This is a genomic window from Paracoccus broussonetiae (genome assembly GCF_031854425.1).
Lineage (GTDB): Bacteria > Pseudomonadota > Alphaproteobacteria > Rhodobacterales > Rhodobacteraceae > Paracoccus > Paracoccus broussonetiae.
Genome location: NZ_JAVRQI010000028.1, coordinates 17,839 through 29,630, shown reverse-complemented (window position 1 = coordinate 29,630; position 11,792 = coordinate 17,839). Strand labels below are relative to the sequence as shown.

Annotated in this window: 6 protein-coding genes and 1 pseudogene; all 7 read right to left on the bottom strand. The window is 60.6% G+C overall.

The window, feature by feature from the left end; all coding sequences use genetic code 11:
• Positions 1-503: 503 nt before the first annotated feature.
• Positions 504-965, bottom strand: a complete 462-nt coding sequence (locus tag RM190_RS22540; RefSeq protein ID WP_311761731.1) for a hypothetical protein — start codon at positions 963-965, stop codon at positions 504-506.
• Complete coding sequence (locus RM190_RS22535) at positions 965-2,425, bottom strand: argonaute/piwi family protein (RefSeq protein WP_311761730.1); 1,461 nt, start codon at positions 2,423-2,425, stop codon at positions 965-967. The genes RM190_RS22540 and RM190_RS22535 overlap by 1 nt, the downstream gene beginning before the upstream one ends.
• A complete protein-coding gene (locus RM190_RS22530) occupies positions 2,422-3,744 on the bottom strand; it encodes a DUF4365 domain-containing protein (protein WP_311761729.1) in 1,323 nt (440 codons plus the stop codon). The genes RM190_RS22535 and RM190_RS22530 overlap by 4 nt, the downstream gene beginning before the upstream one ends.
• A gap of 96 nt (positions 3,745-3,840) precedes the next feature.
• Positions 3,841-4,020, bottom strand: a pseudogene (locus RM190_RS23490) (IS91 family transposase); the annotation flags it as partial.
• Positions 4,021-4,500: 480 nt separating this feature from the next.
• On the bottom strand, positions 4,501-7,602 hold the full coding sequence (locus tag RM190_RS22525; RefSeq protein WP_311761728.1) for a type I restriction endonuclease subunit R: 3,102 nt from the start codon (positions 7,600-7,602) through the stop codon (positions 4,501-4,503).
• Positions 7,602-9,506 carry a restriction endonuclease subunit S gene (locus RM190_RS22520; RefSeq protein WP_311761727.1) on the bottom strand — a complete coding sequence of 635 codons (1,905 nt, stop codon included), beginning with the start codon at positions 9,504-9,506 and terminating at the stop codon, positions 7,602-7,604. The genes RM190_RS22525 and RM190_RS22520 overlap by 1 nt, the downstream gene beginning before the upstream one ends.
• Positions 9,503-11,338: a type I restriction-modification system subunit M gene (locus RM190_RS22515; RefSeq protein ID WP_311761726.1), complete on the bottom strand. Its 1,836-nt coding sequence runs from the start codon at positions 11,336-11,338 to the stop codon at positions 9,503-9,505. Before RM190_RS22515 ends, RM190_RS22520 begins: the two co-directional genes overlap by 4 nt.
• Positions 11,339-11,792 lie beyond the last annotated feature (454 nt).

Genomic DNA, 11,792 nt, shown 5'->3' with positions numbered 1-11,792 from the left:
CATAAGGCTATGCCTTACGACCATTTGCTCAGTCAGAGCAGACGGCCCTCACCGCAGGCTTACGGCCGACGCGAGTGTCGGTGATGGGCTCACGAGTAACATGCTGCGGGGCAAAACGAGTGAACCCTCGTCGACGGCGCCTCCCGACCGCTAAGCAGGGGAGGGCCTGCTCAAAGCCGACACTCGAGGCAGAGATTTGCGCCGCGGCGCGGCTTAACGGAATCGGCCATTCGTGCATTGCACATCATTTTCACGGGCCCGATGACCGGAGTCAGGCCTTTTCTGCCGTTCGCGTGAGTGCTCTAATGACGCCGCAGCCATTCGGGCCATAAGGACGAAGGGCAGAGCCGACGTTCGCTACTCCAGAGGTAAATGGCCGGATCGACAACGGTATCCCGCATGACACGGGCGACGGCGCGCGGCTGCAACTCTCTCGGAGCAGTTCGCCGTCCCTTGCTCTTGCAGCATCGATCGAGCAAGCTGAAGATGGCGGGAGCAGCGCACTATGGCTCATTGTGATAAGCTTCGCTCACAGCCGGCGAAGCAGCCAGACAGGCACTCAGAATTGTAAGGGAATGCTGCAGAAGCACGGCACTTCTTTGCGGCTCGAACCACCGGCCATTGAACTTACCGCCATGAAAAAGATTGTTCCTCACGCGGCGCACGTAGATCAGCACCCTGTCCGACTGAAGATCAGTTTGCGGTGCTGACGCGCTCCATCCCAGAACGCCACCTTCGACGATCTGCTTTTTCGGTGGATTAGCGAGCATATAGGCGATTGCTTGCGCGAATTCCTCGCTTGCCGGCTCTTCGAAGCTCGCGGCAACGGACTCGGCAAACGTGCGCCAGTTGGCTTCCGCCGCGCCCTCACCCTTGTGAAACTCAGCAGCCTTCAAAGCATACTCGAAGCGCGCGAAGGTCTTGAAGAGCCCTGCGGCGAGAGCGTCCAGGTCGTTAGCGGGCATCATATGTATCGCCTGTAATCAGAGCTCACGAACTGTCCTTCACCGATATATTTGAGGACCTCGCCGACCTTGCGTGCAGCCCTGATCGGGATAGGTAGCCGCTGGTTCATCTGCGTCGAGTTCCAGTTGATCTTGGTCAGGGAAAAGACCTCCTCGGCGAGCTGGCTGATTGTGCTGTTGCAGCTTTCGTGCGGGCAAAGCAGTAGCGGCCGCGGGTCGTAGAGACCGGGATATGTGCCATAGTACGGAATGCTGCCGTTCGTATAAAGAAGACCGCGGCCGCCGAGATCGACGAAGGTCCCGCGAAGCACCGGATAATTGCCGTCACGCAGGACTTTGATCGAAGCGGACTCCTGAACCCAGACCAGATCGCTGAGCTCGGTTCCGGCTTCCTCGAGTGCCTTCAGGACACCTTCAGCCTCTTCCTCCCGTAAACGCGATGTCTTGAGCACGATCACGCGCGCCGGAAAGTTCTTGTGGTGGTTCTTGTACTGCGAGAGCGCTTTCGAGATGAGATCGTAGGCATCGTTGAAGGTCATGTACGGGTGGCGGCCACGGCTTTCCGTCTGGGCGCGCTTGCCCTTGAGGATGAAACCGCGTCCGCGCTCATCGAACATCTGCGCAGCGCTGGTAAAGAGCTGCTGGCCGCCGGCCTCGCGGTAGAAGCTGATACCGACATAGCAGGCCGTAAATTCGCCTTCGCGCGCCCTGCGGCGCCAAGGAATGCGGCCAGTGGCTTTGTAGTAAAGCGTCGTTAGAAGGTTCCAGCTCCGCCCCGCCGGGTCTTGGATATCCCGCGCCTTGCTCTCCTTCACCTTCTGAGAGATTTTGGCCTCATCGTCGATGACGTCCTCCCAGACGATCTGCACCGGAAAGCTCAGTCCCATCGCCCGCGCTTTGAGCATGCCCCGAAAATTTGGGGCATCTGAACCGCTGCTGTCCTCTCTTTCGGTCGAGCTCTTGGCATCGACCTTCGCGCTCCAGACGCGCTCGATCAGTCTGACCGGCAGGGCAACGATCGCGACATCCGGGCGGTGACTGCTCTCATCCAAGGTCTCGAGCTGGGTGATGATGTCGTCGACAGCCATCTCGACGGCTTTCTTGTGATCAGGCTCCTTCCTGATCTTTTCGATCCGGCCTTGGGGCAAAGCGAATGATGCCTTCTCGCTTATCTCGAACCGGCAGTTGAACGGATTGGCATTGCCCAGCCCTGGAAAATCCGGATGCAGGTTCGGGTGTTTGGCCGACTTGCCCGCAAAGCCTGCCGTTGCGGCCGCGAGAAATTTTCCCGTGTCCTCGACGGTCTTGGCGCTGCCGACCACCCCGATCTTGATCACATCACCGAGCGGCGCCTGCAACGGACCGGCCTCGATCAGACCGAGCCGCGGGTCCGGATGGTGATACTTGTCGCCAAACTCCAGCTCCGGCTCGGCGAAGATTTTGCTTTCGAAATTCATCATATTGCGAGCCTTTCCTGGTCAGCGCTCTCCTCCGCCTTCTTTTTCGGAGAGCCCCAAACGTCTTCCGGCACCCGCGTCTCCAGAGTGATCTGCGGCGGCTCGGCAAATGCGAGGCACGGTTCTTCAGCCTGCTCGGGCGCGAAAAGATCGTCGCTGGCCCGCCCGTTCTGGGCCAGAAACCTGTGCCACATGATGACCTGCCCGCGCAGCGATCCGCTGTTATCGAGCCGCTTCTTGCCTGACAGAAGCGCATGCGGATACGAGTGCGGCGTAAAGCCGTTGGTCGTGAAGTAATAAGTCGGGGTGATGACCAAATACCACTGATCGCCGAGCACCTCGAAGCGCGGCACGAAGGCATGGTGCCGGACGTAGGCGACCTGTCCTTGGTCCTTTTTGCTGGTCACGACATTGACGACGTCGGCATGAGTCTTGTTCTTCGCGGACTCGTAGTAGAACCGTCGCGGCGTGTCGGCAGCCAGCGCCCTGAAGTAGAGCAGCGCGTTATCCTTGTGCCAGTTCAGATCGGCACGGACTTGGTGCCTGAGCGCGTTCTTCAGGAGATACGCAAAATGATGCTGCTCGTTCAGGTCCTCATGGAAGGCGAGGTAATTCGTCTCCACGGCCTCGACCTGATCGAGATCGACGATCTCCCGGCATAACGATCTTCTCGGGTCGTGGAACGACCAGAACGAACCGCCACGGATCACCCAGTCGAAGCGCGGGGGCCCGTCGCTCTCCAGAAGCAGCGCCGTCGCCTTGCGCCCCGAATACGGGGTCGAAGCCACGTAGATTTCCGACGGCAGAATGAGTGGCAGGATATTGACCAGCGCCTCTTCGCCGTCGCCCAGCGGGGGCACGTAGTAGCCCGCGCCGATCTTCGGAACAGCCAGCGCGGCGAGGCGGTCGACGGCATTCCTGTCGAGAACGTCCTGCTGCTTGTCGAACTGCAGCCGGCGGTCCTCCGCGCTGACACCGCGCGGGACTTCCTTCCAGTAGAAAGTCTCATCGGAGCGGCGGTAGAGAACGATGATGACAGGCAGGTTTGACGGTCGCCAGTATTCAAGGTCCTTACTCCTAAGCAGATAGGTGAAGCCCTGGTCCGTCTCGGCCGAGTACTTCGCCTCCTGAGTCGCCTTGACCTGCACGGCAATCATCTGCGCCAGCGGCTTCCCGTCGATCATCACTTCGGCGATGCCGTCGATGCCGGCCTCGAGTCTTCCGCGGCCGTCGAACTGAAAGCCCATGTCCAAAAACCGGCGACGCACCGCCGCCTCGCCGATCTCTCCGAGCATCTGGTTGGATGTAAGAAACTTGGTCATAACACCAAGTATAGGGCATTTACGGGACGCTGCACATCATATTGTAAACGCTCCCGCTACGCGGATCTGAACACCTCTTCCTCGCACCGATCCGGCGGCTAATACGGCCTCGGGACGGCCGACGGGTGGCTTGGCGTAGACGACCCATTCGGACTTGCGGAACGGAACGAACCACTGCGCGAACATCCGCCTGGGCCAACCGTTCGTGTCGCCATGGAAGGTCAGCTTCCCTTCGCGATGCAGGCCAAGCTGCCGGACGAGGAACAAGCGCCAAAACCAAATGCACATCGGACGGGTCAACGGCATGACATCTGCCTAGGGCGCCGTTGCCGCGCGAGCGGCAGTCCATGGGCTCGAAACGGCCGTGCGGCGGTGCAGCGGACTAACTCCTGCCAAGATCGGATGGATGTCAGCTTCCCGCGGCCAAGCAAGAATAAGGCGCATCTGCAGCGAACTGCCGCTGTCCGCCCGCCATGTCGAACGGGCGTGGATAACGCCGCACCCATGGTTGAGTGGCTGCTTTGGCCATATGCTGCGGCCGCAACGCTGCGCCACCGACAGACAGCTTCCCGCCCAACCAAGTTGTGAAGCGCCGTTCTCGCTGCGCGTCGCCTGAGAGACTGCTTTCTCAATCATGCCGCGGGCGCCGTGCCGCAGCGCAGTGAGCAGCAAACGCCCGAAATTCCTTATCTGGTGGAAGCACAAGTCATAGCCATCTTCCGGACTCCAATGCTCTGCGGTGCCACGAGCGCTATCTTACACAGCGCGTTCCTGTAAGGACTCATACAGCCGCCCAGGCCCCATCAGTGCATCCTTGAGACCCTCCTGTACCACCTCGGATCCCAGCGCCTGCTTGCTCATTTCGGAATGGGCATCGAGCGCCTCGATGATCGCGTCGAGCAGAGCATTCTTCAGGACGGGTGAGTTGGCGAACTGCGCTTTCATGTTGCTTGACGCCTGCTGGACTAGCATCTTGTTCTCAAGCAACTTGCCTTTCACGGCCATGGCGTATGAAAGCTGGTCACTGTCGGTCAGATCGCCGGTGAACAGATCATTGAGCTTTTCGACGATCTGGGACAGCAGCGCCTTTTCCTTGTCTTGGACACTGCCCAATCCGGTCTCGGAGATGGGTTTCAGTTTCTCACCACTTGCACCAAGGCTCAGATCCTTTTTGCCGCCGGTGAAGAGCTTGTGATGGGTCAGGGTCACCTTGCTCAGGTCCACCCCCGCACGCTCGCGGCCAAAATCTAGCAGCGGGGTCAAGCGGCGGAAAAAGATGCTGCGCGCCTCGATCGCAGTCGCGCCATAATCGAAGATCTGCGACAGGAACGCGTAAAGCCGCAGGAACGCGCCCATGTTGGACTTGAAGACGATCAGCGCTTCCTGCTCCTGCTTCGCCGCAACGGCGGCCTTCTCGTTGCTTTCGGCCTTTGCCCTCGTCTCTGCATCTCGCGCGGCTTTGAAGGCCTTCAGCAGCCGATCGGCTACCGGTTCGATGGCCGAGGAAAGCGCGGCATGGCTGGCCTTGGGATCCAGTTCCGCCTTCACCACCCGATCAACTTCAAAATCGTCGTAGTAGCCGAGGGCATCCAGCTTGGCCCGCAGGTCCAGCACCTGGTCGGGATCGGTGACCGCCTCGAGCTCAGCGGTCTCGTAGTAGGTCTTGAAGGCGGTCAGGATGTCTTCGGCGCTGTTGGCGAAGTCGAGGACATAGGTCGTGTCCTTGACCAACTCGCCCGATTGCCAGGCGCGGTTGAGGCGCGACAGGGTCTGAACGGCTTGAATGCCCGCGAGGCGGCGATCGATATACATCCCGCAAAGCAGCGGCTGGTCGAAGCCGGTCTGGAACTTGTTCGCCACGATCAGAACGTGGAAGTTCGGCCCTTTGAAGGTCTCGCGGATATCGCCTTTCAGCCCGGGGTTCAGCGTCTTGCTGATCTCCGCGAACGGTTCAGGACCGCTTTCATCGTCGTTCACCTCACCAGAAAACGCCACGAGCGTCCCGAGGGCATAGCCTTTCTCGGCGATGTATTTCCGGATTGCCAGCTGCCAGCGGACGGCCTCCTTGCGGCTTTCTACCACGACCATCGCCTTCGCCTGACCGCCCAGCAGCGGCATGACCGTAGAGCGGTAATGCTCGACGACGATCGCGACTTTCTGGCTGATGTTCCAGGGATGCAGCTTCACCCATTGCATCAGGGACTTCTGGGCGGCGCTGCGCTCGACCTCCTTGTCGTCGAACTCCTTGCCGTCATTGGCCAGTTTGAAGGCCAGTGAATAGGGCGTGTAGTTCTTCAGGACATCGAGGATGAAGCCTTCCTCGATCGCCTGACGCATCGAATAGACATGGAAGGGCTCGGGCAGGTTACCGGGACCGGCGGGTGCCTCCGGGTTTGGACGGCGCCCAAACAGTTCCATCGTCTTGGCTTTGGGCGTCGCGGTGAAGGCGACGAAGCTGATGCCAGAGGGTGAAGCCTTTGCCGCCATCTGCATGGCGAGGATATCCTCGGCACCGATCTCGCCCCCATCCTGCACGGCGGCCAGATCCTCGGCCGACAGCACCTGCTTCAGTTTTGATGCCGCCTCGCCGGTCTGGCTGGAATGGGCCTCGTCGGCGATCACGGCGAAGCGCTTGCCGGTCGTTGCGGCCAGTTCCTGCACGGCGCTTAGGGCAAAGGGGAAGGTCTGGATCGTGCAGACGACGATTTTCTTGCCACCCGCCAGCGCCTCGGCCAGCTTCTCGCTTTTTGAGCCAGTCTCATTGGTGATCGTCTCGACCACGCCTGCCGTCCGCTGGAACGAGAAGATCGCCTCCTGCAACTGGGTGTCGATCACGTTCCGGTCCGACACCACCACGACCGAGGAGAAGATCTTCTCGTCCTTCGCGTCATGCAGGTCGGCGAGCAGATGCGCGGTCCAGGCGATCGAGTTCGTCTTGCCCGACCCGGCAGAATGCTGGATCAGATATTTGCCGCCCGGACCTTCCTCCAGCACGGCGGCGCGCAGCTTGCGGGTCGCGTCCAACTGATGGAAGCGCGGGAAGATCATACCGGTCAGCTGTTTCTTGGCGTTCTGCGTGCCGACCATGTAGCGGCCAAGGATGTCGAGCCAGCTTTCGCGCGCCCAGATCTCTTCCCAGAGATAGGCGGTGCGATGGCCCGCGGGGTTCACCGGGTTGCCCTTGGCACCGTGATCGCCCTTGTTGAAGGGCAGGAAGCGCGTGGCCGGGCCGTCGAGCTTTGTCGCCATCATCACTTCGCTGTCGCTGACCGCGAAATGGACGAGCGCGCCGCCGGGGAAAGACAGCAGCGGCTCGGGCTTCTGGCCCTTCTCGACGGGTTTGCGGTCGAAGCGATACTGGTCGACAGCATCCTCGACGCACTGCGTGAAGTCGGTCTTCAGCTCGGCCGTCGCGACGGGAATACCGTTCAGGAACAGCACAAGGTCCATGCACTTCTCATTCGCCAGCGAATAGCGCAGCTGCCGCACGACGCGCAGGCGATTGGCCTCGTATCGGGCGGTGATATCGGGATTCATGCCCATGGCGGGGCGGAACTGTGCGAAGATCAGAGGCGCCTTGAGGCCGAGGATCTCGATCCCCCTGCGCAGCACCTCCAGCGTGCCGCGTTCGTCAAGCTGCTTGCGCAAACGGTCAAGGATCACGGCTTCGCCATGCCGGGCCTTGGCATCGGCCCAGGCTTTCGGCTGAGTCGCATCAAGCCAAGCGGCAATGTCCGCCGGGAAGAGCGCGCGGGCGCGGTCAAAGCCTGCGGCGTCGCCGACCGAATACAGCCAACCTTGGGTGGCAAGATGATCGCAAATCACCTCTTCGAAGCCGATTTCCTTATGTGTCGCCATCAGACGAACAACCTTCCCGTATACGTCTTCTGCCCTGTCCCGCTTGGCACGATGTCCTGACGGCGCATCCATGCCAGCCACGTATCGAGTTCATCCGCCGAGAATTTCTCGCTTTTTTCGGGATGCCAGTTCTCCAGCACTTCGCGAGTGATGTAGCTATCGCCCGGAGTCTGGCCGTCAATCAGGAAGTCGTTCCATACCGCATAAAGGGTTGCGACCGCCTCGATGCCCTTGGTGTTCAGGTCGCCCAAGCGATCCGTCAGGCGCTCGAACCCGTCCATCCGGACGCCAAGCGCCGCGCTGAGGTCGGCGCGCAACTGCGCGGCATCGCCCAGAAACTCGTAATGATATGCTTCTCGCTCGCCCTGCACCCGTGTCACGCGGATGGCATTGGCGGCAGTCAGATCCGCTTCGACCCGGTCGCGAAGATCGCGATCCAGCGGTCCGGCTGGTTCACGAAGGAAACGTCCTTCAATCTCGTCGATGTTTGCATGGGTTTGCGTCATGAAGAGCATTTTCTGAAGCCAAACCCGCCCGTGGCCCGACTGCCGCCCATATCTGGCGATCACCACGCCCGCAACCATCGCCGAGACCCCCAGGGAATGCCGGGATGCAGCGACAAGCGCCACCGCCTCGCAAACATTGATCTTGCCGGTGACCGCAGCCGAGATCAATGCCGCGCGACGTTCTTGCAGCAGAGTGATTGCCGAGGTGGCAACCTCGCTCAGCGACGCATACTCTGCGCAAGTCGCATCTAGGAAGTTGGCGATTTCGTCCTGCTCAAGCAAAGTTGGAACAGCGATCACAATTTCCTTGGTCTTCTCTTGGTTCATGATGCCGATAGTGGAGGCGTTCGACAAATAACGCATCACGGCGCTTTTTTCCGCCAAGGAGTAGCCGAGAAAGCGCGAGCGAACCTTTGCATTTGGCACTACTGCGTTTATTTGCTGATTAGCGGAACAGGGTTCGGAAGTGACGGCGACCTTCCCAAGTGTCGCGCCGATGCTGACGATAAGGACTGATCCCGCCGGGAAAACTCGAACTCCACCTGCCGCCATCGCCTCCGGGGAAATGGCTCGCGAGGAGGCCGTAATCTCAAGTGAATCTCCAAAATCACCGGGAGTAAACCACAAGAACCCGCCGACTAGATCCTCGGCGGGAGCAACGTCGGACGGCGTGCCGCCAGTCTGAATGCTCGTGGCACAATGGCGCAGGCTAAGTGCCCCCCACCCTTCCGGGATATCCCCGAGCCAGTCGATGCCCGAGGGTTTGAGGGGGGCGGCGGGGTTCAGGCCGCGGGTGACGGCGTGGCTGATGACGGCCTGACGCTTCTCGGCCAAAAGCGCGATCAGGCGGCGCTGCTCCTCCACCAAGGCATCGATCTTCGCCGTCTCCCGGTCGAGGAAATCAGCGATGGCGCGTTGTTCGGGGAGGGGTGGGATAGACAGCCAAATGGGCTTCATGTCACTGTAACGCGTCGTCCAGAGATCTGCCACGATCCCACGCCCCCAACGATAAAACTCCTCCTGAAATGATCTACTTCGCAGGAGCCAGTGGGCAAAGATTGGGATTATACCTTCACTTGGCGTGATAACCGTATTGATCAACGAAACGGAGCCGTCTTTAGATGATAGGCCGGAGGAACCCTTCCTGTCCGATCGACTGTTGATAACAAAATCACCGGCCCGGACCAATCGACGGTTGTCACCGTCGTCGGTTTTCGCCGCTGTATCGAGCTGCGGCACTATTCCGTTCATAGTGACTGAAAGGGGCGGGAAGTCCCTATCGCTAACCGTCTCGCGCCGCTCCTTGAAACAGGAGCCGAGCCGTTTTGATCTCCAATGCTCGGGCGTCTCGCCGAGCCATACTGCACCGCTGTCCTTATAGGCCGGATAGCGCTTCATGCCGTGAGCCCCTTCAGCATCTCCTGAATCCGCGCGGTGACCCCGGCGAGATCGGCATCGATCTCGGCCAGCGGGCGCGGCGGCTCGAAGACATAGAAATGCCGGTTGAAGGGGATCTCGTAGCCGGTCCTGGTCTTGTCGGGATCGATCCAGGCGTCCGCGGCATGGGGCAGAACCTCGCGCGCGAAATAGGCCTCGGCCTCCTCGGCCAGCGGCACATTCTCGGTATCGCGCAGGCTTGAATCCGGCTGCGGCTTGCCCTTGGCCTTGCCCTTCTGGCCGACGACGATCTTGCCATCCTCATCGCGTAGGGGGCGCTCGACGGTGATGCTGCGATAACCGAAGGCCTCATTCGGCAGAATGCGCGACAGCGGCGCGAGCTTGATCTTGCCGCCTTGCGGCGCGGCGGGGGGCGTCTGACCGGGCGCCAGGATCTCGGTCCCGATCTCCTTCCCGTCGGCGTCGATGATCCGGGCAAGCTCGGCCTCGGTGAACTCGCCGAAGAGCCGAGTGATGGTGGTGATGTCAGCCTCGGCCAGTTCCTTGCGCTTGGAGCCGAGGCTTTTGCGCATCTTCTGCCAGAAGCCCGATCCGTCGATCAGCTGGACCTTGCCCTTGCGCGCCTCGGGCTTGCGGTTGGTCAAGATCCAGACATAGGTGGCGATGCCGGTGTTGTAGAACATGTCGGTCGGCAGGGCGACGATGGCCTCGACCAGATCGGATTCCAGAACATGGCGGCGGATCTCGCTTTCGCCCGAGCCCGCGCCGCCGGTGAAGAGCGGCGAGCCGTTCAACACGATGCCGAAGCGCGAGCCGCCCTGCGATGCCGGGCGCATCTTGGACAGCAGGTGCATCAGGAACAACAGCGAGCCATCCGAGACGCGCGGCAGGCCGGGGCCGAAGCGGCCGGCATGGCCCTTTTGCTCATGCTCGGCACGGACGGCTTTCTCGACCTTCTTCCATTCAACGCCGAAGGGCGGGTTCGACAGCATGTAGTCGAATTTCTCGCCCTCATGCCCGTCATCCGACAGGGTATTGCCGAAGGTGATGTTACCGACATCCTGACCCTTGATCAGCATGTCCGCCTTGCAGATGGCGTAGGATTCCGGGTTCAGTTCCTGCCCGTAAAGCGAGACCGAGGCCGTGGGGTTCATGTCGGTCAGATATTCCTCGGCGACCGAAAGCATGCCGCCCGTGCCGGCCGTCGGGTCATAGATCGTGCGAACGATGCCGGTCCGGCACAGCGCTTCGTCATCCTCAACGAATATGAGGTTGACCATCAGGCGGATGACCTCGCGCGGAGTGAAGTGTTCCCCCGCGGTTTCGTTCGAGAGTTCGGCGAAGCGGCGGATCAGTTCCTCGAAGACGAGGCCCATCTGGTGGTTCGTGACATGATCCGGGTGCATGTCGATTTGGGTGAATTTTTCGACGACCTGGTAGAGCAGGCCCGCTTTGGCCAGACGGTCGATTTGAGTGTCGAACTCGAACTTGTCGAAGATGTCGCGCACCTCGGGCGAGAAGCCGAGGATGTAAGCCCGCAGGTTGGCCGCAATGTTGTCCTGGTCGCCCATGAGCTTTTTCAGGTCGAAGGACGAGGCGTTATAGAAGGACTGGCCCGCCTTTTTCCTCAGGAACTGGGCCACGGGCAGACCCTGGGCTTCGCGCAGGTCCAGTTCGGCCAGCACCGCAGCCTTGGTTGGGGCCAGCACGCAGTCGATCCGGCGTAGGACGGTGAACGGGAGGATGATCTTGCCGTAATCCGACTGCTTGTAGTCACCGCGAAGGAGGTCGGCGACGCTCCAGAGGAAGGCGGACAATGCTTGTTGGTTCAAGACGAGGCTCCCGGAAATTCTTAGTGTTGTTAGTCCGGCTCCGCTGGTCTTGGCAACTCGGCAGATGGCCGGGCGTCAAAGCCATGCGGTAGATAGCCTTCGACCAATGGATTCCGCCTCTGGATAGACTCCCCAGAACTCCTTGGAAGAACCCACAGCCCCCACGCTCCCGGCGCCCGCGTCAGCGGGTATCGGGGCCTTCTTATGGTTGGTTTTCTTAAGAGTTGGTTTTCTTATTAATTGGTCTTCTTATAGGGCCTGATTTTCCGACCGTCGGTTTTTCCGAGCGTCGGGTTTTCAGGCGGTCGGTTTTTCAGGCGGTCGGTGGACCCGACCGCCGGATATCCAGGGGGTCGTTCGGCGACGTCACCCAGAAGCGAGCCGTCACCCGAATTCAGCCCCGCCGCGATCGTCGAGCTCTTCATCTTGGGGAGCTTTTCGAGACCCCACCCGG